The sequence below is a fragment of the Rhizobium sp. T1470 genome (genome assembly GCF_042140505.1).
GTDB classification, from domain to species: domain Bacteria; phylum Pseudomonadota; class Alphaproteobacteria; order Rhizobiales; family Rhizobiaceae; genus Rhizobium; species Rhizobium favelukesii.
The window spans coordinates 429,015-454,820 of sequence record NZ_CP148093.1 but is presented as its reverse complement, the minus strand read 5'-3'; the positions used below and the strand labels follow the sequence as shown (position 1 = coordinate 454,820).

The 25,806-nt window shown below is 58.6% G+C and carries 13 protein-coding genes and 5 pseudogenes; 10 read left to right on the top strand and 8 right to left on the bottom strand.

The window, feature by feature from the left end; all coding sequences use genetic code 11:
* Positions 1-430: 430 nt before the first annotated feature.
* On the bottom strand, positions 431-1,690 hold the full coding sequence (gene ltrA / locus WGT02_RS31980) for a group II intron reverse transcriptase/maturase (RefSeq protein ID WP_208246060.1): 1,260 nt from the start codon (positions 1,688-1,690) through the stop codon (positions 431-433).
* 534 nt (positions 1,691-2,224) lie between these two features.
* A pseudogene (locus tag WGT02_RS31975) lies at positions 2,225-3,138 on the bottom strand (reverse transcriptase domain-containing protein); the annotation flags it as partial.
* A 915-nt stretch (positions 3,139-4,053) separates the two neighbouring features.
* Here WGT02_RS31975 and WGT02_RS31970 point away from each other — a divergent pair.
* From WGT02_RS31970 to WGT02_RS31940, 7 genes and pseudogenes are all read left to right on the top strand, one after another.
* On the top strand, positions 4,054-4,236 hold the full coding sequence (locus tag WGT02_RS31970; protein WP_208246058.1) for a hypothetical protein: 183 nt from the start codon (positions 4,054-4,056) through the stop codon (positions 4,234-4,236).
* Positions 4,237-4,555: 319 nt separating this feature from the next.
* Positions 4,556-5,662 (top strand): HlyD family secretion protein, encoded by a 1,107-nt coding sequence (locus WGT02_RS31965; protein WP_374046225.1) that lies wholly within the window; start codon positions 4,556-4,558, stop codon positions 5,660-5,662.
* Between the two features lie 32 nt (positions 5,663-5,694).
* Complete coding sequence (locus tag WGT02_RS31960; RefSeq protein ID WP_208246056.1) at positions 5,695-7,890, top strand: peptidase domain-containing ABC transporter; 2,196 nt, start codon at positions 5,695-5,697, stop codon at positions 7,888-7,890.
* 859 nt (positions 7,891-8,749) lie between these two features.
* Entirely contained in the window at positions 8,750-10,576 is a 1,827-nt protein-coding gene (glmS, locus tag WGT02_RS31955; RefSeq protein WP_208246054.1) for a glutamine--fructose-6-phosphate transaminase (isomerizing), read from the top strand.
* A 331-nt stretch (positions 10,577-10,907) separates the two neighbouring features.
* Positions 10,908-11,744 (top strand): efflux RND transporter periplasmic adaptor subunit, encoded by an 837-nt coding sequence (locus tag WGT02_RS31950; protein WP_341353303.1) that lies wholly within the window; start codon positions 10,908-10,910, stop codon positions 11,742-11,744.
* A 3-nt stretch (positions 11,745-11,747) separates the two neighbouring features.
* Positions 11,748-14,971 (top strand): annotated as a pseudogene (locus WGT02_RS31945) (efflux RND transporter permease subunit).
* A 6-nt stretch (positions 14,972-14,977) separates the two neighbouring features.
* Positions 14,978-15,463, top strand: a complete 486-nt coding sequence (locus WGT02_RS31940) for a MaoC family dehydratase (RefSeq protein WP_208246052.1) — start codon at positions 14,978-14,980, stop codon at positions 15,461-15,463.
* A 1,029-nt stretch (positions 15,464-16,492) separates the two neighbouring features.
* On the opposite strand, the gene WGT02_RS31935 is transcribed toward WGT02_RS31940, so the two are convergent.
* Positions 16,493-17,155 (bottom strand): transcriptional regulator, encoded by a 663-nt coding sequence (locus WGT02_RS31935; protein ID WP_208246413.1) that lies wholly within the window; start codon positions 17,153-17,155, stop codon positions 16,493-16,495.
* 1,017 nt (positions 17,156-18,172) lie between these two features.
* On the bottom strand, positions 18,173-18,343 hold the full coding sequence (locus tag WGT02_RS31930; protein WP_208246050.1) for a S46 family peptidase: 171 nt from the start codon (positions 18,341-18,343) through the stop codon (positions 18,173-18,175).
* Between the two features lie 168 nt (positions 18,344-18,511).
* Here WGT02_RS31930 and WGT02_RS31925 point away from each other — a divergent pair.
* Positions 18,512-19,689 (top strand): annotated as a pseudogene (locus tag WGT02_RS31925) (IS701 family transposase).
* A 188-nt stretch (positions 19,690-19,877) separates the two neighbouring features.
* On the opposite strand, the pseudogene WGT02_RS31920 reads toward WGT02_RS31925, so the two are convergent.
* Both WGT02_RS31920 and WGT02_RS31915 read right to left on the bottom strand, forming a co-directional pair.
* Positions 19,878-20,042 (bottom strand): annotated as a pseudogene (locus WGT02_RS31920) (IS630 family transposase); the annotation flags it as partial.
* Positions 20,043-20,046: 4 nt separating this feature from the next.
* Complete coding sequence (locus WGT02_RS31915) at positions 20,047-20,379, bottom strand: helix-turn-helix domain-containing protein (RefSeq protein ID WP_339151177.1); 333 nt, start codon at positions 20,377-20,379, stop codon at positions 20,047-20,049.
* Between the two features lie 192 nt (positions 20,380-20,571).
* On the opposite strand from WGT02_RS31915, the gene istA reads away from it, so the two are divergent.
* Both istA and istB read left to right on the top strand, forming a co-directional pair.
* The gene (gene istA, locus WGT02_RS31910) at positions 20,572-22,044 is read left to right on the top strand and encodes an IS21 family transposase (RefSeq protein WP_208245170.1); all 1,473 of its coding nucleotides are present in this window, start codon (positions 20,572-20,574) and stop codon (positions 22,042-22,044) included.
* Positions 22,041-22,937 (top strand): IS21-like element helper ATPase IstB, encoded by an 897-nt coding sequence (gene istB, locus WGT02_RS31905; protein WP_208245168.1) that lies wholly within the window; start codon positions 22,041-22,043, stop codon positions 22,935-22,937. Before istA ends, istB begins: the two co-directional genes overlap by 4 nt.
* A gap of 5 nt (positions 22,938-22,942) precedes the next feature.
* On the opposite strand, the gene WGT02_RS31900 is transcribed toward istB, so the two are convergent.
* Positions 22,943-24,700: a recombinase family protein gene (locus WGT02_RS31900; RefSeq protein ID WP_339151183.1), complete on the bottom strand. Its 1,758-nt coding sequence runs from the start codon at positions 24,698-24,700 to the stop codon at positions 22,943-22,945.
* Positions 24,701-24,977: 277 nt separating this feature from the next.
* Positions 24,978-25,782: pseudogene (locus WGT02_RS31895) on the bottom strand (IS630 family transposase); the annotation flags it as partial.
* Between the last annotated feature and the right edge of the window lie 24 nt (positions 25,783-25,806).

Genomic DNA, 25,806 nt, shown 5'->3' with positions numbered 1-25,806 from the left:
TCAGTCAGTCTGACTTCCACCCGGTCATCAGCCCCTTCTCGCCTCATCGGCTTGGCAGGTCCTACAAGCTTGCGCTTGAACCGGTTGGATCTCCCTTGTTCACGTCAAATCCTTCGATTGCATGCTGGCGGTACGAACCCCGGGAGCACCTTGGACCACTCGCAAAGACGCGGCCTGCGATTCCGCCTTCCCCTTTGAGAGACAGGGTCGGCTACTCCGATCACGTTCGATTTCGGGGCTATCTATCCGTTCACGTATGTTCCGGCCTACAATCTCCTTGTCTACGCTTCGCAGCGGCCGTTACCGGACACCACGCAAGACTCAGTACACGGCTGCTCGCTAGGCTTTGCCGTGGCCGTCATCTCAGACGGCTGAATTCAACGCGCTTGCAAGGCGCAACTCTCGTAGAACCGTACGTGACACTCTCGCGTCATACGGCTCCCATTGTTCGGCCGTGCCCAAAGAGCAGGCTCCAGTGAGCAAACAGCCCAGTCTGCCTGCGCGCGACGCGCTCCAGCCATTGGACAGCCCGTCTTCTGTGCCTGCACATGGACTTGAACTTCCGATTGGCCCATCGCGCCAGGGAGACGTCGATATGCCTCAGGGTCGGGTAGAGCGCCGACGGGTAGAACCTCCCGTAGTAGTTAATCCAGCCACGGATGTGCACATTGAACATCCGCGCCAGATCGTCCAAGGCCTTATCACTCCGTTCATGGAGGGACCAGCCGCGGACCGTCTGGCGGATTATCTTGAGAGCTTTGTCACTGGCCGCTGGGCTAAACGAGACGCCCACCCTTCCGCCCCTTCGGCGCGCCAGCCTCGGCCTGAAGGTATAGCCGAGGAAGTCGAACTTGTGGTTGGAATGGTTTCCGCGTCGATCATCATCCTTGCAGTAGACGATCTTCGTCTTTTCCGGATGAAGCGTCAGCCCGCAGTCTGCGAACCGCTTTTCAAGAGCGTCGCGCAGCGCCACTGCCTGTTCTTCGGTTCGGCAATGGCAAATGGCATCATCGGCATAACGCTCAAACGGGATGTCCGGATGGTTCCGCTGCATCCACATGTCGAACGCGTAGTGGAGAAAGAGATTGGCCAGGACAGGGCTAATCACCCCACCCTGCGGCGTCCCTCTGTCCCGGCCGATGAGGCTCCCGTCCGCCATCTGCACCGGTGCTTTCAGCCATCTCTCGATGTACATCAGCACCCACGGGCAATCCGTGTGCTTGCGTACCGCTCGCATGAGCAGATCCGTGTCGATGCTGTCGAAGAAGGCCCTGATATCAAGATCAAGAACCCAGGCATGGCGCCAGCATCGCTGCCGCGCCATGCCGACCGCATCGAGCGCCGATTTTCCGGGCCGGTATCCGTAGGAATCCTTGTGGAACTGAGGCTCCAAAAGAGGTTCCAGGAACCGTTTGACCACCATTTGGGCGACGCGATCGGCAACGGTGGGAATTCCCAGCGGCCGCGTCTTGCCATCGTCCTTCGGTATGTCGACCCGTCGCACCGGCGGCGGAAAGTAGCTGCCGGACGACATCCGATTCCAGAGCTTGTAGAGGTTGTTCGAGAGATCAGCCTCGAAGTCCGCAATCGTTTGGCCGTCCACGCCAGCCGCACCTTGGTTGGCTCTAACTCTTTTGTAGGCTTCCCACACCTCCCGTTTCGGAATGTCATATGGCTTCGCTCTATCCATGAGGTTCCTCCCGTTGCCGGTTGACCTCCGTCCAGAGCTGAACAACGCAACCCCTTCGCTCCAGCCCCATTACAGCGCCTTCGTCACTACTACGGGTTGCTCCGTCCCTGTGCCCCGCATTGGTACTCTCACCCTCGTAGGGGCCACCTACTTGGATTTCTCCCTTCGCATCGGGGCGACAGGGTTCCCACGTTCCACACAAGAGCCTGCCCCAGAGTCACGCCGCCTTCATGCCGGATGCCGTCTGGGCAGCAATCAGGCCATCCCCCAGACTGATCCCGGGTTAACGACTTCCCCCCGGTTTCGACATCATCCATACGCTTTCGACACTTCATCAGCGGTTCGCTTTCGCTCGTCTCTCTGAGCCTTACCTGACGGGATCAAGTCCCGCCTTTTCCGCAACGCTCACCACCACGGCTCTTTACCGTCGCAGCTTGCGGTGGTTTGGAGCCTGCCCCTGACGGCCGGCTCCGAGGGACCTACCCTCATCTCTCGTGCAGTTCCGCACCTCCATTGCTGTCGGTGCGTTCGTGGCACACAGTCATCGGCATAGCGCACAACGATCATGTCGCCGGATGCTTCACGACGTCGCCAGCGCTTGGCCCACAGGTCGATGACGTAGTGCAGGTAGATGTTGGCGAGGAGCGGTGAGGTTACCGAGCCCTGACCAGTGCCCCTGTCATCGATGATCACGACTCCGTCTTCGAGGATGCCCGCCCTCAGCCATTTCTGGATCAGGCGGATGATGCGCTTGTCGCCGACCCGATGCTTCAAGAAGCGGACCAGCCATTCCTGGCTGACCGCCCTAAAGAAGTTTTGGATGTCGGCATCCATGATCCAGTTCACCCTCCGCTCGCTGATCGCGACGGACAAGGCATCCAACGCATCGTGCGGACCCCGTCCGGGTCGGAACCCGTATGAGAAACCGCAGAAGTCACCTTCGTAGATCGCGTTGAGCACCATGACCGTTGCACCTTGGACGATTTTATCTTCCAGGGCTGCGATCGCCAGCGGCCGCCGCTTTCCATCCGCCTTCGGTATGAACGTCCGGCGAGATGGTTGCGGTTGGTACATTCCCCCGTGAACTCGTGCTTGCAGGCCCCTGAGCCGAGGCTCAAGGTCTGCCTCATAGTCCTGCCATGTTATGCCATCCACGCCAGCGGCAGCTTTGCGACTGAGCGCGTAGAATGCCGTTCGAAGTGCATCGACATTGATGTGGTGGAGAAGTGCGGTGAACCGTTCCTTTTTCTTTAGCCTTGCGACTTTCCGTACGCGATCCAGCGACTGGGACATGCGCGCCCGGCTCTGTGTCCGGTGCATGCGTTGCTGATCCGCGTTCCCCTTGGTCCCCGGCCTTGGCTCCACCAACTCCGCTACCGGCAACCCGGTTTTGTTCGTCGGCTTCATAGCTACTATGCCGAAGTCCCAGACTTCTCCGTGTCGTGCATCAGCGGCGACGGCTCCTCGCCTTCCCGCTGCGGACCATGTACCCACAAGGGGTCATGGCCGACCGGAGATCTCCCGGTTCCCGTACAAGGAGCTTCCATACATGCCAGGGTCTGCGACCACGCCAGGCCAGACGGATGCTCGCGATTGCGCACCCGCCCGTGTCGCCTTCCGCACAGTTGACGGCGTCGGCACCCGGGATAACACTCTTACGCGGCTCAATGGCTGGCCTGTATGCTCCCCTACCGACGCTTCGCCCACACCCTCGCGGATGCCTGCGCACGGCTCGGGACCGATGTGGCTCGCTACGCCTTTAACGTAATGGACTTTCACCATCTACTCCTTGCCGGTCTCCCGGCGCACCAACTGTAATGCTAGGCTTGACACGTTTTCTCCTAACTTCGGTTCCGTCACGCATACCATCCGGATAAGCTTCCACGGCTGCGACCGGGCCCCCGACTAGCTTCGTACCCGTATTGGCGCATTTGCGAGGGTATTAAAGCCGAATCTATGAGCGTCACGTAAGATCTTTGACAGCAGAACCAACCGTTTAGTGCAATTGCGTAGGCTTGATGCTTTCGTCGCCAAACCAGTGCCTTACTTGGGATCGGGGGCGCAGAAATGACCCAGCATGAACTTCCGCGGGTCGACACGGGTTTGCAGCTTTTTTCGATCTCCAAAAATCCTCAGCTATGATGGCGCCAAACGTGTCCGCCATCCGTCGAAATGTCGTGTAACCCCTGTCGGGTTTGTCGGGTCCGCGACACTATGATGTTCCGCGCGGCGTCATTCGAGCTATCATTGACGCCATTTGAGTTGAAGCTCTTTCCTCTTTTGGGAGCTGGGGAGTTGGCACGGTTCCTGCTTCTTAGCGACTGTCGCAACAGCCCTATGGGCATCTGGAAAAGTGGAAAACAATGACGACCGACATGTCATCTTGTGGTGTGATTGAATTAACCCGCGCCGAGGCGTCTAAAACTTGTGGAGGAATTGTACCGCTCTTCGCAGTTGCTGCTGCCGCAGCAGGGGGAGCCTGTTTCGGAATTGTTGTCGTGTATGGCATATCCGCCGCACTTAAATTTATTGGCAAACACCATTAGAGCCGAAATTCGCACTTGGAGCGATTTTGCCGGTGCCTCGAAGCCTTGATCTCGTTCGGCACCGGCTTGCTCCGCTGCTCGGCGGTCGTTGCAGGTCCTACTGACCCGCAACAATCCGGCCGAGGGCAGCAGAAGATGAGGTATGAGGCATCAATTAATCACGAAGTAAGCATCTGCAACTTGCGGTGGATGACTGGCTCGGTTCTGGCAGTGGTTAATTGATAATATCGAAATACTTCCATGTTTTTGAGCGGTGACTTGGCGCATGAACAATATCCAACTTACTCCTGAAACAGCCTGCTGCACTGCGGAGAGCATCATGTCGCGGCGATCAGGTCGATCTTTGGTCATCTATAAAGTGACTGTGCTCTCTGTGCTTGCGGCATTCGTGTCGCTGCCACTCGTGAGCATACCTGTCTCTGTCCAAAGTGCGGGGAGAATCCGCCCCGTCATCGAAAAGACGCCCTTGGTCGCACCCGTCTCCGGGCGGATCTCACACATCCTTGCCCTTGAGAACAGCCGGGTCGCCGAAGGGCAGGAAATCCTCACCCTCGATGATGATGTGGTTGAGGAAAAGCTTATGGCTCTTAGAGCCGATATTCGCGCTAAGACCGATCTTGCCAGTGACCTCGAGGCTCTGATCTCGGCCGGCGCCGCCACCGGCCCGGTCCGCCTCCTCACCGAGTCAGCCACGGCCGAGCGGGCGCATTTTCTCAACCTGCTGCGGGAGAACGAGTTTGCCCGCAGTAATGCCGCGGCGGAATTCGCCCGCGCTAAGCGACTCCTCTCAGTTGCTACGGCGCCCGCGAAGGCCGTAGACGAAAAGGCTTTCGCTCTCCAGAGCACTGAGGTTCAGGGCGAGATTCTAGCCAGGCGCAAAGCCGCTGAATGGAACCAGCGGCTCTTCGACACTAACCTGCGCCTTAAGGAACTAGTGGCCACCTTGCATCAGCTTGAGAATGAACGGGATCTGACGCGAATCCGGGCTCCGGTGTCAGGAGCCCTCGAGCAATTCTCCGGCCTCAGCCCCGGCAGCTACGTCCAGGCGGGGCAAACTGTTGCTTGGGTCTCGCCGGGCGGCGAAATGGTGGCGGATATCTATGTCTCCCCCAATGACATTGGCTTGGTGCGGCCCGGCCAGTCGGTGCGGCTCCAAGTAGATGCCTTCAACTACAATCAATGGGGCTTGATCGAAGCAACCGTGCTCGACGTGGCGCAGGACTTCACACTCCTAGACGATAGGCCGATCTTCAAGGTCCGCTGCGCGCTCTCCCGCACTCATCTCGCGCTCAAGAACGGGGTGATCGGTCACCTGAAGAAAGGCATGACCGTGCGAGCACGCTTTCGCGTGGCCGACCGAACTCTCCTGCAACTCCTCTACAATGGGGTCGACGATTGGCTAAACCCGCTCTTGACGGGCCGCTAAACCTCATTTCCCACACAGCCCAGAAAGTCGCCATGTCGAGCAACGTCAGTAAGTTCAAGCAGCGCGACATCACGGATTGCGGGGCCGCCAGCCTTGCTTCTGTCGCAGCGTTCTATGGTTACAAGCTGCCATTGTCGCGCATCCGGCAACATGCCTCGACCGACCGCGCCGGCACCACCGTGCTGGGCCTCATGGAAGCGGCCCAGAAGCTAGGCTTCATCTCCAAGGCGGTGAGGGGCGGCTTCGACAGCCTGTACAAGATCCCGAAGCCCGCCATCGCGCACGTGATAGTCAAGGACGTCCTGCACCATTTTGTCGTAATCCAGGCGATCGACGCGAAGTGGGTCACTGTCATGGACCCAGCCTATGGCGAAATCCTAAAGCTGTCGCACGAGGAGTTCAACACGCTATGGACTGGCGTCCTGGTGCTCCTGGTTCCGGCAGACACCTTCAAGCGCCACGACGAGACCACCTCACCCCTCGCCCGCTTCGCCCGACTGCTTGCGCCATACAGGGCGGTGATGGCGCAGGCTCTCGTCGGGGCGCTGGTGACGACGATCCTCGGCCTCTCGACGGCCATCTACGTCCAGAAGATCGTCGACCATGTGATCACAGCGGGCAACCGCAACCTGCTCAACGTCATGAGCGTCGCCATGCTGCTGATCCTGGTGTTGCAGGTCCTGATCACTCTCCTGCGGAACCGGCTCGTCCTGCAAACGGGACAGAAGATCGATGTCGACCTGATCCTCGGCTACTACAATCACATCTTAAACCTGCCTCAGAAGTTCTACGACAGCATGAGAATGGGCGAAATCGTCTCCCGTATGAACGATGCGGTGAAGATCAGGAGCTTCCTGAATGACGCCTCAATCAACATGTTCGTCGATGTGCACATGACTCTGTTCTCATTGGGGCTGATGTTCGTCTTTTCGTGGAAGATCGCATCGGTCGTGGCGGTCTCCATCCCACTGTACCTCTTTGTCTATTGGACGACGAATCGGCTGAATCGGAAACACCAGCGCGCCATTATGGAGAATGCCGGTGACCTGGAGGCGCAACTGGTGGAATCGCTCGGAGCTATCTCCACAATCAAGACCTCCGGCATCGAAAGCTTTGCCAGCTTCAAGATCGAGACCCGCTTCATCAAGACGCTGCACTCAGTCTATAGCTCCGGGCTAATTTCGATCTTTGGAGACAGTGCCTCAACTTTCCTCTCGACGCTATTCACCATCGTGCTGATGTGGTTTGGGACGACGCTTGCCCTCGATCAAACACTCACACCCGGCGAGTTACTATCCTGCTATGCTTTGCTCGGCTATATCACCCGGCCGATTGCCAGTCTCATCCAGACCAACCGGATCGTTCAGGACGCATTCGTCGCGGCAGATCGCCTATTCGACATTTTCGACCTGGAGCAGGAGACGAACGGCGGCGGCATTGATGCCACAAAGTCCCACCTTGGTGATATCCGCCTGGAGAATGTCACGTTCCGCCATGGCTCTCAGCGGGAGCTTTTCCAGGATCTTAGCCTCACTTTCGGGCGGGGCGAGATGACGGCCGTGGTGGGGGAAAGTGGCTCAGGCAAGAGCACCCTTGCGGCTCTGCTGCAGAATGTGTATCCGCTCGAGAGTGGCCGCATCCGGATCGGCTCCTATGCTCTCCAGGATCTCTCGACGGTATCCCTGCGCAAAGTTATCGCAGCGGTGCCGCAATCGGTCGACGTGTTCTCTGGCTCGGTGATCGAGAACATCGCACTTGGCGCATTCGATCCGGACATCGTGAAGATCCTACGAATATGCGATCAAATAGGGCTACGAGAGCTCATCGAAAGCTGGCCCAGCGGTCTCCAGACCCATTTAGGCGAGAACGGTATACGCCTCTCCGGCGGCGAGAAGCAGCGCCTTGCCTTGGCTCGGGCTCTCTACCGGGATCCGGAGATCCTGATCCTCGACGAAGCGACCTCCTCTCTCGACTCGGTCGCCGAGGCTTTCATCCTGCGGGTGGTTGAGGATCTGCGTCAGGCTGGTCAGACCATCATCGTCATCGCTCACCGACTGAGCACCATTTGTAGGGCTGACAAGATCGTAGTCTTAGACAAGGGTCGGGTCGTTGAGGAGGGAAAGCATATGGATCTGCTGAGAGCTGACGGCGCTTATGCTGCTTTGTGGCAGGCGCAAATCGGGGCAACCTCTGAGTTTCAATCCCGGAGCGTCTCCCCTTTTGTTTGAATCTTGCTGTGATCATGCATCTCTGTGGAGTGACGGAACCGAATTCTGTTGGACACGGGAGAGCTTGCTTGTTGGTGCGTAATTAGCAACCAAAGTGACAGGAACAAAAGGAGACAAGAAGATTCCGCCACCGGTGGAAAGATGTCCTTTGCAGGACGACGGATGGGCGAGTTCGCGTGGTTGTCTTGATACGGTCGTCTATTGCGATCATGTCGCCGGTTAGATTGTTCTGCCTCATTCTTCTGGTCCATAGTGGGAGGGGCCACGCGGGGCGCTCCCGGAGAGAAGCGCGATACTGCGAAGACGTCAATCATCATAGCTACGGACAATCAGAAGGTGCTTGACCTCACCACGCCGAACACAGAAGACAACCAAAACTGGTCCAGTTTGAAGGGCTCAGATCAGTCGAGGGATCTCTGCTCGGCGCTTGCCCGACACGGCTCTGGTAATCACACATTGCGGGCCGTTGCGTGTGCGACGACCGTACAGTGGATCGTTGCGCACCGTGTCGGCTCTGATCGGATGCCGCATCCCCCTCAGCGCCGCCGATGCCCGCTTAGCTGGTCAAGCTTTTACTTTTCGCGGCCAGTCCGGCCGCAACGCCTTAGTGTCAAGACGCATGACCTGAGCTTGCTTCGGTCGTCAAAGCATCGAGCGCAATGAGGAGATTTCGATCAAGGCCGTCAAACGTATCCCAGCGTACGCCCCATGTATCGATGCGGTGGATGTTTGTTATTCCTACTATCGATTTTACCGATCTTGCCGGATGCTATTAGAAGATCCTGAATGAAGGCGCGCAGGCGGGTCCGTCCTCGTGATTACTGCGTCGGCTGGGTGCCGGGACGAAGTCGGAGAGAACATGTGCGGGATTGTGGGTATCGTCGGGCAGCAGCCGGTCTCGGAGCGGCTGGTTGATGCGTTGAAGCGCCTGGAATACCGGGGATACGATTCGGCCGGCGTTGCGACGATCATCGACGGTGCCTTGCATCGCCGGCGCGCCGAGGGCAAGCTCGTCAATCTCGAGGCGAGACTGAAGGAAGAGCCGCTGAGCGCCACCATCGGGATCGCCCACACCCGCTGGGCGACCCATGGAGCGCCCACCGAACGCAATGCCCATCCGCATTTTACTGATGGCGTCGCCGTCGTTCACAACGGCATCATCGAGAATTTTGCCGAGTTGAAGGACGAGCTTTCGGAGTCGGGTGCCGAATTCCAGACGGAGACCGATACCGAGGTCGTCGCCCAGCTCCTGGCGAGATTTCGCCGCGACGGCCTGGGACGGCGCGAGGCGATGCATGCGATGCTGAAGCGGGTGAGGGGCGCCTATGCACTCGCTATTCTTTTCGAAGACGATCCATCGACGATCATGGCGGCCCGCAACGGCCCGCCGCTGGCGATCGGTCATGGCAACGGCGAGATGTTCCTCGGCTCCGATGCCATCGCCCTGGCGCCCTTCACCAATGAAATCACCTATCTGATCGACGGCGACTGGGCGGTGATCGGCAAGACCGGGGTCCATATCTTCGACATGGACGGCAACTTCGTCACGCGGCCGCGCCAGGTGTCCACGGCCGCCGCCTTTATGGTCGACAAGGGCGATCATCGCCATTTCATGGAGAAGGAAATATACGAGCAGCCGGAGGTCATCTCCCATACGCTCAGCCATTATATCAACTTCATCGATAATCAGGTGCTGCCGGTTTCCCACGATATCGACTTCGCCAAGGTGCCAAGCCTGGCGATCTCCGCTTGCGGCACGGCTTACTTGGCCGGGCTGATCGGCAAATACTGGTTCGAGCGCTATGCCCGACTGCCGGTCGAGATCGATGTCGCTTCCGAGTTCCGCTACCGCGAAATCCCGCTGTCTCCGCAGTCGGCGGCGCTCTTCATCTCGCAGTCGGGCGAGACCGCCGACACGCTCGCATCGCTCCGATATTGCAAGGAACAGGGCCTGAAGATCGGCGCTGTCGTCAACGCCTGCGAGTCGACCATTGCCCGGGAGGCCGATGCCGTCTTCCCGATCCTCGCTGGCCCGGAGATCGGCGTTGCCTCTACCAAGGCCTTCACCTGCCAGCTTGCTGTTCTCGCTGCGCTCGCCATCGGCGCAGGCAAGGCGCGCGGCACAGTCACCGATGATCAGGAGCAGGCGCTGGTGAAGAGCTTGACCGGGATGCCGCGCATCATGAGACAGGTGCTGAAGAGCATCAAGCCGAAGATCGAGCTCCTGTCGCGGGAACTGTCGATATGCCGTGACGTGCTCTATCTCGGCCGCGGCACGAGTTTTCCCTTAGCGATGGAGGGCGCGCTGAAGCTCAAGGAGATTTCCTATATCCACGCCGGAGGCTATGCGGCTGGTGAATTGAAGCACGGTCCGATCGCGCTGATCGATGAAAACATGCCGGTCATCGTCATCGCCCCAAATGATCGGTTCTTCGAAAAGACCGTCTCCAACATGCAGGAGGTGGCGGCTCGCGGCGGACGGATCATCCTGATCACCGACGAAAAAGGGGCAGCCGCATCGAAACTCGACACGATGCACACGATCGTGCTGCCGAACGTGGACGAGGTCATCGCCCCGATGATCTTTTCCTTGCCGCTGCAGCTTCTCGCTTATCATACGGCGGTCTTCATGGGCACAGATGTCGACCAACCGCGCAATCTCGCCAAATCGGTCACCGTCGAATGATTGTGACGCTTTCATAGCTCGCTCGGAAAACACCAACACCTTCGTATTTAGATATCAACGCTCGGACGAAAATTGTTCGGTGCAATTTCGGGAAACTCGCGGTCGCCGTAACCATGGCAATCGCCATCCTTACTTCGGCAGGTCGGGCGATTGCGCAGATTAAACATGGCAGCCCGATCGAGCTTGCTCAAGTCGACATCAGCACCGCCGTCCGGCAGGACATCGTAAACGAAGTTCGTATAGCCGGCTCTCTCACGCCCGTTCGACGTTCGACACTGACATCTCGGGTATCCTCGACACAATCAGTGAGCTGCCCGTGCAGATCGGAGACGTGGTCAAAGCCGGCGACCTCCTCGTCCGTTTTGATACGGAAGCTCTCGGATCAGCCGTGACGGCGCGAAAAGCAGAGATGGATGCCCTTAATGCCCAGGTCGAACTCGCTGAGTCGGTATTTAAGCGAAACACCACGCTGGGTGAACGAGGCGCGGCATCGGAGGCGACGGGGCTTGCAGCGCGGGCCAACGTGCTCAATCTTCGCGCGCAGCTCAGAGTGAAACAGGCTGAGGTCGCAGATGCCGAACGATCGCTCTCCTATGCGGAATTGCGCGCCGAGTTCGATGGCATCATTGCTGCGCGTCCGGTGGAACAGGGACAGACCGTGCCGCTGAACACTGAAATGATGACTATTGTCGAGCTCAACCGGATGGAAGTTGACGCCGGGGTTCCCACAAGCCGCATCCCGCTCGTTCGCCCCAAGCAGCCTGTAGAGCTGACAGTAGAGGGCTTTCCCGGCCGGACATTCCCAGGAGCCGTCGTCCGCATCTCGCCCACCGCGGTCGCCGGATCCCGTGCCGTGCGGGTATTCATCGCCATCGATAACAACGACGGCCTGTTGCGAGGCGGGATGTTCACCACCGGCATCCTCAAAGTCGACGACCAGAAGGATGTCATAGCACTTCCGGCGGCCTCGATCCGGTATGACGCAGTTGGGCCTTTCGTTCTCAAGGTGGAACGAGGGGTTTTGCGCAGGCAACCTGTCGAGGTAGGCAGGAGTTGGAGCGACCGGAATCTTGTGCAGGTATCGGGGGTGAACGAGGGCGATGTTATCGTCAGCGCCCCCTTGCCCGATCTGGTCGCCGATACACGGGTGACCATCGAGGGCACCTGACGGATGTTTCTTACGCGTATAAGCGTCAACCATCCTGTCTTCGCCACGATGATGATGGTGACTATCCTTGTGCTTGGCCTGTTTTCATATGGCCGGCTCGGCGTCGATCACTACCCGAGACCGACCTCCCGATCGTCGTGGTCGCGACCACCTACACCGGAGCGTCGCCGGTATCAGTCGAAAGCGAGATCTCACGGCCGATTGAATCGGCGCTCAACACCATCGGCGGCATCGACAGCATTACCTCGGAGTCCTACGAAGGACGTTCGGTCGTCGTGGTCGAGTTCGAACTTGATGTAGACTCACAGGTCGCGGCGCAGGAGGTACGCGACAGGGTTGCGCGGCTGGGAGCGAAATTCCCCGACGGAGTCGATACCCCTCAGGTCACGCGCTTCAAACCGGACGGCCAGGCAATTCTCTCTGTCGCAGCATCCTCGTCGATCCGGACGCTGCGCGAAATCACCACGCTTGCTAATCGCGTGATCACTAATCGCCTGAGCGCCATATCCGGCGTCGGCCAGATTTCACTGGTTGGCGGCAGCGAGCGGCAGGTTCTCGTGGTCGTGGATCCTGATCGTTTAGAGGCTTATGGGATCGGTGTCTCTACCGTCATGGATGCAATCCGACGCGAGAACCAGGATCGCGCGGCGGGAACGCTCGTATCCGGTATCAACCAGCGGATCGTGACGGTCGAGGGCCGCATCGCGGATGCTTCAGGCTTCAACAGCATCATCATCGCTCATAGCGGCGGCTATCCCGTCTACCTCTCGGATGTAGCGACGGTTCTCGACACAGGTGGTGAAGTGACCAGTCTTGCAAACTATCAGAGCATGACATCTCTTGGGTTGCAAATCGTCAAGGTCCAGGGCGCGAACACGGTAGAGGTGGCGTCCGCACTTCGCAGGGAAATCTCTGTGTTGAACGCAGAACTGGCAAAGGAGAACGTCCGGCTCACCATCACACGTGACAATTCCCGCCCCATAGCCTCTCAGGTTTTCGAAGTTGAGCGAACGCTGATCGAAGGCGGTGTTCTGGCTGTGCTGCTGATCGTGTTCGTGTTTCTGAACTCCTGGCGATCCACGGTCATCACCGGCCTCACGCTCCCGATTTCAGTCATCGGCACATTCGCGACCATCTACGCTCTCGGCTTCACGCTGAACATCATGACGCTGATGGCACTCTCCCTGTCAATCGGTATTCTCATCGACGACGCGATAGTCGTTCGTGAAAACATCACCCGCCATCTCCAGATGGGCAAGGATCATGTCAGGGCGGCGCTCGATGGCACCAACGAGATTGGCCTTGCCGTGCTGTCGACTACACTTTGCATTGTCGCGGTGTTTCTGCCTGTCGCCTTCATGGGCGGGCTGATTGGTCGCTTCTTCCTGCAGTTCGGCGTTACTGTCGCCGTGGCCGTGGTAATTTCGCTCTTTGTGTCCTTTACTCTCGATCCGATGCTGTCGAGCGTTTGGTACGACCCCCAATCTCAAAAGAGTGCCACGCGAGGTTTCTTCGGTCGGATGATTGAGCGATTCGATCAATGGTTCGAGAGTCTCGCGAGCCGCTATCGCTCTGTCATTCACTGGTCATTCGACCATCGGAAAACGACGATTGCTGTTGTCGTCGCCATGTTCGTTGCCAGCCTGCTGCTTGTGCCGCGCATCGGTACTGAGTTTTTGCCGCCAGCCGACCAGGGGGAAGTGAGCATATCGCTCGAAGCCAACGAGGGCGCTTCCCTCGATTATATGGCCGTGAAGGTCGGCCAGGTCGAACGAGTGCTGCGGGATTTCGATTATGTCTCCTCGACGTATTCCACTATCAATTCAGGCGCAGTGCGCGGCTTCAACCGGGCTATTGTGGCCGTGCAACTTGTGCCTGGCGATCAACGGAGGCTGACGACAGCGGAAACCATCGATCCCATCCGTCAGCGGCTTGCCACGATCGCAGGCCTGGAGATCTCCGTGGGACAGCCTTCCGGACTGGGGGGATCGTTAAAGCCGCTGCAACTCTCGGTCCTCGGGGATGGTGACGAGGAGCTGCGACGTATCTCCGATAACATCACCTCAGCGCTCGCGGCTATCCCAGCCGCGATGGAAATCGAATCTTCGATTGAAAATGTCCAACCAACGCTGGCTCTCCGGGTACGCCGTGAGGCGGCCAGCGATCTGGGCGTGTCGATCGCAACGATCGGCGATACGCTCAAGCCTCTCGTCGCGGGCGATGCGATATCCGTATGGAACGCTCCCGACGGAGAGCCCCATGATGTAGTGGTGCGGCTGCCCCCGACCGCCCGGCGGGATGCCGCACAGCTCCGTAATCTCACAATCTCGACCGGCCGTACGGACGACAATGGTAGGCCGATAACCGTCTTGCTGGATCAGGTCGCCGACGTCGTCGAGAGCACCGCGCCTGATGCGATCACCCGCAAGGATCTGTCCCGGGAGGTTCGCATATCTAGTAGTATTGAAGGAAGAGCGTTGGGCGACGTTGCGGCCGATCTGAACGCCGCGATCGCAAAGATGGATATTCCATTGGGGTTTCGCATCTCATTCGGCGGTGACGCGGAGAACCTCGCCGAGGGCACCGCCTATGCATTCCAGTCGCTGGTGCTAGCCGTAATCTTCATCTACATCATCCTGGCTTCTCAGTTCGGCTCCTTCATCCAGCCAATCGCCATCATTATGACATTGCCGCTATCCTTGATAGGCGTCCTGCTTGGCCTTCTGTTTACGGGCTCGACGCTCAACATGTTCTCGATGATCGGCTTCATCATGCTGATGGGGTTGGTGACCAAGAACGCGATCCTTCTCGTCGACTACTCCAATCTGGGCGTTCGGGAAGGCAAGAGTCTGCGTCAGAGCCTTGCTGATGCCGGAGCGGTAAGGCTCCGGCCGATCGTAATGACAACCCTCGCCATGATTTTCGGTATGCTCCCGACCGCCTTGGGCTTGGGCGAAGGCGGCGCGCAGCGGGCCCCGATGGCCCATGCGGTCATCGGCGGGTTGATATCCTCGACCCTCCTCAGTTTGGTCTTTGTGCCTGTCATACTAACTTACCTCGACGACATGGCCCGGCGCCTCAAACGCTGGCTGGCTCATCCTGCAGAGACGAATGCCGCGGCTCAGCACATCGACTTCGATAAGCATAAAAGTCCTATCAGCGGTGTCGCAAGCGATCTTACTGCGACGACACGGATGGGACGTCAGTTCGAGACAGAAAGTAAGTGAGGTCGCATGCATGAAATTTCTCTCGCAGACGGGCCGAGGCTTGTTGGCCAGGAACTCGGCACATCCAAATGGATCACCGTCGATCAAACGATGATCAACCTCTTCGCCGATGCGACCCAGGACCATCAATTCATCCACGTGGACCCGGAGCGCGCAGCGGCCGAAAGCCCGTTCGGCGGCACGATCGCACATGGATTCCTGACACTTTCGCTTGTGTCGGTGATGAACTTCAGCGGTATGCCGAAAATCCGCGAACAGACCATGGGCCTCAATTTTGGCTTCGACCGCGTCCGCTTCATGTCGCCGGTCAAGACCGGCAGCCGTGTGCGTGGTCGCTTCGTGCTGTCGGATTGCCGCTTTCGCGGCGCCAACATGCTGGTTACCACCTACGAAGTGACGGTCGAGATCGAGAACGAGAATAAGCCGGCACTCACTGCCAATTGGATCGCTATTGTTCAGTTCGATCCCAAGGACCGGCCCACAGGCGTTTGACATCGCCCGTAGCTTAGTACCCCTCCGGCGAAGAATTCAATTACCACTCTTGCGCTGTCTGAATCTGGTTGGCCAGCTCGCTCGAAACGATCAACATCGTTTTGGCGATCGTAAAAAGGAACTTCGGTACAGGCAGTCGTGACGCGAGGCCGGGATCGGTCGGATTCTCAAGGCCAGCCACTATTGTTCAGATGATTTGCGGCGCGGCGCGGCCCATCCCGTGCTCGCGAAATAACCGCAGCGCTACACCATTACGGCTGTTCGAAAGCAGATGCTTATTCTGCCCGAAAAGAACATCCGGAATCAAACCTCCGTGAGCACGTGCCTGCGGCAATGGCGCGCGAAGGCCCTGCGCTAGCGGAGAGGATCATGCGACGTCTCTCGGACATCGATCTTGTGCTCATCCATGGTTACGGTTTCCCGCACCTCGAGGGCAGTCCGATGTGGACGTACGGGATGCGACATGTGTTCAAGCTCTGGAGAGTGCGCGACGTCCCCGGGCGATCGAAAGAAATGCAGTAAGCAGCGGTGGTGGTGCGCCATATGCCAAGTGCAAGCTGATATCGGATCGGAATGCCGGGGCCGCGAACCGGACATAATGTGACATTCCAGCGGCTTGAGCGGCAATGTGCTTTCGGCACGAGCGCAACACCATGCCGTTTCTGATGATCGATTCCGGTCCTTTCCCCAAGAATGACCGTTTGAGAGAATTCATCAGGCGCAGCATAGGAACAGAGGTTGCTGTTTCGCGGGGTCGCGTAAATTTATAAACCCGATGTCGCCGGCCGTGTCGGTCGGTTTGGCGATGACCAATGTCCGGCTGCACTTCATCGGTCGGACCGTGTTCCTGCCTCTGCTGCCGTCGCGGTGACACCAGCCGAGCCAGAAGTTTCCATGGAGACGCCATCTTCGACCTCGAATTCTACTCGGCATTCAGGCCGCGAGCAAAAACGTTGGCGGCAGGATAACCGCCGCCAAAATGTTCGATAAGCATGAGAATGCGGCCACCGCTTGGCCGAATGCTGCCGATCAACCGAGGTCGAGCCGCTTTCGCAGATAGGCATTTTCAGCACGGAGCTTCTCGGCCAGCAGCTTGCGCAGTCTTTGGTTTTCCTCTTCCAGCTGCAGAAGATCCGCAAACTCATCAACCGCCGCCACCGACGGTGCGGCCGCTGTCTGCACGGCCTTCGGAACACGTTTGACAGGCGCACGTTTGCCGCTTGTTGCACCTTCGTCAGACTTTGCCTTGCGTCCTCTCTTCTGCTTTCCAGCCGCGGCATTCGAAGCCGCTGCTGGTTGCGCCGAAACTGCGGCTGAGGCCGTTTCAGGCATTGCTTTCCTGGCGCGAGGTTTACGCTCCTTCTTCGGTACATCAAGCGCCGCTACGGCCGGTGTGTCAGCATCGGTCATCGTATTGTTTTCGTCGGCCATTATGGTCTCCTGTAAAGCCGATGCATTTGTCTCCTGCTCAATCGGCAGTGTCAACAACGCCGCGGCCTGTTCTTCTCCAGCGAAGGACATCTCGCTGCTGCTAACCTGAGAAGCTCCCGGCACGAATGGCATTGCCTCGTCCTGAAGATCTTGCGCAACGGACTTGAGATCCATGTCTCCCCAGATCGAGGTCGATTTCGAATTCAGTTTTCGCCGCCCAGATCTGTATTCAACGGCGAAGCTGCGCTGGACTTTTTTCACTTCGAGAGCCTTGGGTGGCGACGTCTTCAACATCGCAACATGCCCTGCAAATAGCAACCACCGCGCCGCCGGTCTAGTCCCTTGAATACTCAGCGGGCAACGCGAGCCTAACTAATACTCGTCCGCTTAAGGTCAGCGTCGTCAATTTCCATTCGGCCGCTTTCGCACCTCCGGCGCACAAACCGCCTGCCGGCTCGATCATCGATTGTAGAAAGGGCAATTAGCTGCGGTTGCCGCTCTTGAAGGGAATTGAACCAGCGACCTGTTGATACTAGATTGGGCTGCGCCGAGATAGAAAAAGCCGATTTTTCTCCAGAACCCCGGATTACCCGCTGTCGCATGAATCCCCCGGATGACGGGCCGCTACTGCTTTTGCGAGAAGCCCGCCCCGATCAGGAAGGTGATGCGCCAATCCATGGTATCGAAGGTCGTTATTCCTGTGGTGGAAATCAGAAGCGCCGTGGCCGAAATCCAGAATCCGCAGGGCGTAATGTGCTTGCCCGCGTTTCAATGCGCACGTCACAAGCTAGGCGGTCGACGCGTACGACGACAAGCACGTCGCCGGCGCCAAAACGCCGGCGTATCCCACAAGAAAACCGGAGCAACGCTTGATCGTTGCTACGGCCCATTCTCTCTCCTCAGCGGGCGAACCTATCTCCTTTGGCTGAGAGTGCTGATGGCTTCGATCTCGATCTCGACCTTCGCGCCTTTAGGCAGTGCCTTGACTTAGTGCGCTGCCGGCAGACGTCCGACCCAGTGAAGGTGATTTCCTTGTGCATCCTGGCAGATCCCGGCAAACCGGCACATCAGCGGCCCGGCCCACGCCGGGTCGGCCCACCATGGTGGGGCAAACCCATAGGTCCTCAGCGCTGGACGGCCCTAGTTGTCAGGATCTCCTCGAGAGCAACTTGAACGATATGGGTACCGCGCCGTCGCTCTCAGCATAGAAGTTTTGATCTGATGTGGTAGGCGGCCGTCGCGCCTGGCACCGCAAATTGCCAAAGCGCAGCTGGTCGTTTACCAGGGTCTTTTACCCGCTCCGGAGCGCGACATTGGCGGCACTCCCCCTTCCTTGAGCAACCGGGTCGCGCCGTCGATCTTGTCCATGGTCCAGAGGATGAAGCGACTGTCGACATGAATGCTCCGGGTGCGGTCCGCGATAGGGGCCCGGTCTGGCCCGGCATCCACATACCTTCGTTCGCCGACGCAGCGGCGGCAGTGAGCAGGGCGACGGAAGTTGCTTGGGCCAAATATTTCATATTCGAGTTCACGCTGCTCAAACTCCCAACCTAGTACTACAGTTGCGTTTGGTTTGAAATCATGATTCACTCTCGGCGTTTAGCTGGAGGGAAATGCATGTCCGTCGCAAGCTGGTCTGGGTCGGTTTTGGCATGGAAACGCGAGCTCGATGCATTGAAGGAGCGACTGGGGCCGATCTTTCGTCGTCGTGAATTGCGATTGTCGAGTGGCGCCTTTCTTGATGGCGTGCTGTCGGGAGTAGAGCGCAAGACCGGTTGGCTCATGGCCGAGCAGGCAGGGCTGGAGCGGCCTTATCGGATGCAGTCGCTGTTGGGGCGCAGCCATTGGGATGCCGATGCTTTACGCGATGTCGTTCGGGCCTATGCGGTAGAGGCCCTCGGGGATGCGGACGGCGTTCTAGTGGTAGACGAGACCGGGTTCCTGAAGAAGGGCGAACATTCGGTCGGGGTGGCGCGGCAATATTCCGGGACGGCCGGCCGCATTGAGAACTGCCAGGTGGGTGTCTTCCTTGCCTATGCAAGCCGCTACGGCCAAACCCTGATCGACCGGCGGTTATATCTGCCAAAAACCTGGGTGGACGATGAGGTGCGGCGCGCTTCAGCGCAGATCCCACAAGAGCAGCATTTTGTCACCAAGCCGGAGATTGCCTGTGATCTGATTGCGGCGGCACTCACCCTGCGCCTGGGTGCTGGCCGATGCGCTTTATGGTTCGGATTCGCGGCTACGCGGGATGTTGGAAGGCCGCGGCCAGCCTTATGTTTTGGCGGTGCGTTCCAATCATCGTCTACGCTGTGTACGCGACCAAGGCATCGAGCAGACCGACCCTCAAACCATGACCGATGAGTTGAAGCCGGAGGCTTGGCAGAGCCATGCCGCCGGCGAAGGCGCCAAAGGCTTGCGGCTCTATGACTGGGCCCGCATCCCTCTTAGCTCTCGCCCGGATCCACAGTGGGAGCGTTGGCTCTTGATTCGCCGCAACCCGCGCGAGCCCAACATCCGCGCCTATTATTTTGTCTTCGCACCCCTCGGAACCGAGCTTTGCGAATTGGCGGGTGCTGCCGGACTGCGTTGGACGGTCGAGGAGTGCTTCCAGCGCGCCAAGGATGATCTCGGCCTCGACCATTGCGAGGGCCCGTTCCTGGCATGCCTGGCACCGCCACATGACGCTCGTCATGGCGGCTGCAGCGTTCCTCGCCAAGTTGGGCTCCGACCTGCGCCGCAGCGCCGGTGGTAAACCGAACGAAACGAGTCCAAACCCGCCAATCGCCGCCTGACCAACAAACTTGCGCTCTTACCAAGTGTCGCAGAGATCCGCTATCTGATCACACGGCTCCTACTGCGACCGCCGATCAAGACAGCCTTCGTTCTCGCATGGTCACTCTGGAGACGAAAACATCAGGCCTCCGCAATGAGCGCGCACTACAAAACAAGACACAAAACACAACTGTAGTACTAGAGCATTTCATGTTTTGACAGAAGCATAGCCCGCGTTTTCGAGATAGTTGGCGCATTCGTCGGGCTGGATTGTTTCGACTAGCCTGCCGATGTGCCGCCAGGTTTCGTCAATTGTTCGGCGCTGCGCGTGCCGCATCCAGTGTTTGATCTTCGAAAAGGCCTGCTCAATCGCTTTGTCATGATGACTCTCCAGTGCGGGTTCCTGTTGAGGCATGCGATAGGCTGACAAGCCAGATACGTTGAGTTCCTACTTCAACGATACGCCCTTTGAGCTTTCCGCGCCTGAGCCAACCGTAAGCCGTCTGTCGATGAATGCCGAGCTTTTCGGAAAGTTCTTGCAACGTCACTTCATCCTCATTGCGACGCGGGATGTGACCCGACCAGATCGGCCGCTTTTTCCCAAGGCCATTTCGCACGAGGAGCTTCTGCACTATCAGCGCATCGAACCTGGATTTCTTGGCAGGTGACCAGCCCTGAGCGGCGACAAACAAGGTGAGACTCAGCGTCAATCAGGATGAGACTCGGCGGCGGGGGTGTGACGAAGGGAGGGCGTAGCCCGACTGGAGTTACACCCCCGCCGCGGCGCAATTTTTCGGCGTCTCATGATCGCGGTTGGCCCGGTAGCGTCGGTGATTTTCTGAGAATGGAGAATCACCTTTGTGCCGGGTCGCCATGTAACCGATCATCAGACGAGGCTTTTTATGAAGTACCGACAAAACAACCCCATTGAGGTCGCTGCCGCCAAGGCGTCGATCAGCCGGGCGACGGCTTACCGCATCGAGAAGGATGCGCGTCTTCCATCGCAGACCAAGCCGCCGCGCGACCGGCGTCGCCCCGATCCCCTTGAGCACATCTTCGACGCCGAGGTTGTTCCGCTCCTCAAGGCCGCGCCCGGCATCCGAGCGGTCGCCGTTTACAACGAGATGCTGCGGCGTCATCCAGAGCTGTCAGAAGGTGTTCGCCGTACGATTGAGCGTCGTATCCGATCATGGCGGGCTGTTCACGGTCAGGAGCAGGAAGTGATCTTCCGTCAGATGCACGAACCCGGTCGGTTAGGACTGTCGGATTTTACCGACATGGGCAGCCTCGGCGTGACGATCGCCGGCCAATCGCTCGATCATCTGCTTTATCACTTCCGGCTGGTCTGGTCGGGCTTCGAGCATGCCCATGTCATCCTGGGTGGAGAGAGCTTCGTCGCTCTGGCCGAGGGGCTGCAGAACGCCCTGTGGTCGGTTGGCGGTTCGCCGCTCTATCATCGCAGCGACAGCTTATCGGCCGCCTTCCGCAACCTCGATGCCGACGCCAAGGTCGATCTGACGCATCGCTACGACGAACTGTGCGCCCATTATCGCATGACGCCGACGCGCAACAACAAGGGCGTCGCGCACGAGAACGGCTCGATCGAAAGTTCCCACGGCCATCTCAAGAATGCGATCCGCGATGCTCTGCTGATGCGCGGAACCAGGGACTTTGGCGACCTCGGATCCTATCGCGCCTTCATCGATGAGATCGTCAGCCGCCGCAATGCCGCACATGGCAAGCGCATCGATGCCGAGCGCACGCATCTGCAAGCTCTTCCCGATCGTCGCACCACCGACTTCGAAGAGGTCATCGTCACCGTATCGAGCACCGGCGGCTTCGCCTTGCGCAAGGTCTTCTACACCGTGCCTTCCCGTCTGATTGGCCACCGGCTGCGGGTGCGTCTGTTCGACGATCGCCTCGACGTCTTCATCGGCGGCACGCATCTGCTGACATTACCCCGAGGCCGCGCCCACGCGAGTGGCAAGCACGATCAAGTCGTCAACTATCATCACGTCATTCATTCCCTGCGCAAAAAGCCGATGGCGCTTTTGGGGCTCGTCTATCGCGACAAGCTCTTCCCCAGGCCGGAATATCGCAGGACTTTCGACGCGCTCATCGAGCAACTGCCCGAGCGGCAGGCTTGCAAGATCACCGTGGAACTGCTTGCCTTGGCTCACGATCGCAGTTGCGAGCGTGAACTGGCCGAGGAGCTTGCCAAAACGCTCGACGCCCACAAACTGCCTGATCTGGCGGCTTTGAGAGCGGTCTTCAGCCCGGACCCGGATCAGTTGCCGATCGTTCATGTGCAACTCGCGTCGCTCAATGGTTATGAAGCCCTGATCGGCACGGCCTATGCGGGAGAGGTCGCATGAAGAGCAACATCCACACAGTCGATGAAGCCCGCCTCGGCATCATGCTCAACGAACTGAGGCTGCCGACGATCAAGACGTTCTGGCACCAATTTGCCGAGCAGGCCGATCGGGAAGGATGGCCTGCTGCCCGTTTCCTCTCGGCCATCGCCGAGCATGAATTGGCCGAACGCGCCCATCGCAGGATCGAAAGACACCTCGCCGAGGCCCACCTGCCACCCGGAAAGACGCTCGACAGCTTCGCCTTCGACGCTGTTCCCATGGTCTCCAAGGCCCAGGTCATGGCGATTGCAGCCGGCGATAGCTGGCTCGCCAAAGGCGCCAATATCCTGATGTTCGGTCCGCCCGGCGGCGGAAAGAGCCATCTCGCCGCAGCCGTCGGCCTCGCGCTAATCGAGAACGGCTGGCGCGTGCTCTTCACCCGCACGACCGATCTCGTCCAGAAGCTTCAGGTCGCGCGGAGGGAGCTTCAGCTCGAAGCCGCCATCGCAAAGCTCGACAAGTTCGATCTTCTCATCCTCGACGACCTGGCCTACGTCACCAAGGACCAGGCCGAAACGAGCGTGCTCTTCGAACTCATCTCCGCAAGATATGAGCGGCGTTCCATCATGATCACCGCCAATCAGCCCTTCGGAGAATGGAACCGCGTCTTTCCAGACCCGGCCATGACGCTTGCCGCGGTGGACCGACTTGTCCATCACGCAACAATCTTCGAGATGAATGTCGAAAGCTACCGGCGGCGTTCGGCCATGGAAGCCAAACGCCAGCGCGGCAGACCCGCCTCATTCGCGACAATCAAAAGCTCTTCCCAGCTTGTCGCGGAGCGGCAATCAGAACACGATGAAACTCTTGCCAGCGACAATCAACATGATAACTTCGCTCCAACCGCGACATAAGAATCTCATCCAGATTGTCGCTCGCGTCTCATCCTGATCGTCGCGCTATACCAGCCCTGAGCGTTAAGATCGTCAGCGATCTGTTGAGCCGTTGCACCCTGGTTACGCAACGCCGTGATCCGGGCTAAAATCTCGTCATGATGTTCAAGCTGTTCAAATCGCCTCACGGTTCGGATTATGGGGTGCGTTGTTATGATCCCGCCCGCCCAGTGGCATTTTATCTCGGCGCGTTCAGTTTCACCGAACACCTGGATGACGACGCGATCTAGCATTATGCGGACGATAGTCTGTCGGTCTCGTGCAGTGGTGGACGTCGCTTTCCAGAGAGAGGGCACATCTTCTGCCAGACAACGGATAATCTTCTTGTCCTCCTCCGTTAACCGCTCGGGTTGTTGCGACAATGTCCGCTGGTGGTCATCGGCGAGAGTTTGCCCCCTCGCCAGGGCAGCCTCCCAGTCCTTTTCCAGGGTCCGCGCTACCAGCCGGTTATCAGGGTCGACGGCCTCATATCGCCGGCGGGCGAGTGCGATCTCATAGTCCGCCCGCTCCAGGCGTTGCTTCCATCCATCGTGTATCTGTTGTCGTTCGAGTTCAATATCCTCGGCAACCTGAAGGCTGACTTCGATCGCGGATGGCGATATAGCTTCGAGCACCAGCGCGCTAACGCGGGCATCCACGGGACGAGCACTGATCGATTGGCAATGACGACCTCCATAAGTGGTCGCCTCCCAGCTGCAGCTGTAACGTGCTTCCCGGCCATCGTCATTGTAGCCCGTAACCATTTTACGACCACACACACCGCAAGAGACAAGTCCGCTGAGCAGCGCCGCACCACCTCTTGGGACGCCTGGATATCGGGCACGGTTTTTCGCCATCTGGTCCTGATTTCGCTCGTAGGTTTTCCAGTCAATGTAGGCTGGAAGAGCATTTTGGTGCAGTACCATCCACTTTTGCCGATCGCCAATAATGCGCCGGCCACTGTGAGGCTTTCCGGGCAACCGTAGGCGGCCGTCGCTGCGACTGCGCCCGTAGACATAGGCCCCGGCATAACTGGGGTGACGCAGCATGTCGCCGATCGCCGTATTGTTAGGCCTGCTCCAACAGACATCACCCTTCTCAGGACCGCTGCGGATACGGTCGGGAAGCGCGATGTCATGATCGACAAGGTAACGTAAAACACCGCTAATCGAACGACGCTTTTCGAAGACAGCAAAGACAAGGCGGATAATCCTTTGCACCTCCTCGTCCGGATCCAGGGCAACCTCCCCGGACGGCTTCAAAACATAGCCACGCGGAAGACCCAGAATAAGTTCGCCACGGCGCGCCTTGGCCTTGCGGCCTTCGTGCATGCGGCTCTTGAGAATATGCAGCTCAGCTTCGCTCATCGTGCCCTTCAGGCCGAGCAACAGACGGTCGTTATATGTGCTGGGATCGTAGACGCCATCGGCATCGCCAATCAACGTGTCGAACAACGCGCACATTTCCAAAAGCTGATGCCAATCGCGGCACGAGCGCGCGAGACGGGATACTTCAATGCCGATGACCATTCCCATATGGCCAAGCCCGACCTCGGCAACCAGGCGCTGAAAGCCGGGTCGATTGAGCGTTGTCGCACCTGATCGGCCCAGATCGTCGTCAATCACCGTAATCTGCTCACGTCGCCACCCAAGTCGGCAGGCACGATCTGTCAACGCATATTGGAGCCGCGTTGACTCCCGATTGTGCTCGACTTGTCGTACCGTCGACTGCCTGACGTAAACGATAGCCTGGCGATCATGGTGGCGGGACTGGATTCTCTGTCAACGCGAAGTCGAGACAACTCGGTTCCGCATTCATGACTGGCCTCCCGGTCCGTCGACACATGTCGCTGTACCAGACTGGCAATCAGCGCCACCAGCCTCCGGCGCCGATCTGGTGGCAGATCCATCCATCGGATATGTGTCCGCTTCTGGTGCATCACGAATCATCCATCGGGCCAGCAATATCAACACTCTATGGCCAAGATAGGGTATCAACGGAAACTCTCCTTCAGAGGTTCCCTGAATATGCGTCTTCGATCGGATTGAGGTCGGGCGAGTAGGGTGGCAGGAACCAAAGCCGTGCGCCGGCGGCTTTAATAGCCTGGCGGATGGCAGCCGACTTGTGGCTGCCGAGATTGTCCATGATGACGATGTCGCCTGGCTTGAGAACAGGGACCAACTGCTGCTCGACATAGGCGCGAAAGCACTGGCCGTTGATCGTCCCGTCGAAGACGCAAGGTGCTGCCAGCCGGTCGTTCCTCAACGCACCGAGGAATGTCAGCGTGCGCCAGTGGCCGTGCGGCGCAAACGCCCGCAGACGCTTGCCCTTTGGTCCCCAGCCCCTGATGGGTGTCATGTTGGTCTTGATCCAGGTCTCATCAATGAAGACCAGCCGTTCAGGATCGAGATGATGTTGCAAGGTCTTCCACCGCTCTCTTCTGCGGGCGATATCGGCACGAGCCTGTTCAAGGGCGAACAGCGTTTTTTTTGAAGCGCAGTCCCTCGCTGCGGATGAACTCCCAAATCGTATTATGGGAGACGGTAATGCCTCGCGCTGCCAGTTCGGCCTTCAGACCATGCAGCGTCAGATGTGGGTTCTGCTCAAGCCGCTCGGCAATGAAGCCGCGATGTGGCTCCAGAATGCGTTTGCGATGCCCGCCCATCTTGCCCGGACGAACCGATCCGGTCGCCCGATGGCGCTGCGACCACTTCACCACCGAAGAAGCGGCAACCTCGAAACGTGCAGCCACGGCACGGACACCTTCGCCGTTCAAAACGGCCGCAACAACACGCTCACGAAGATCATTCGATAATGGTGCGGTCATATGATGCTGGCCTCCATCCAGCCA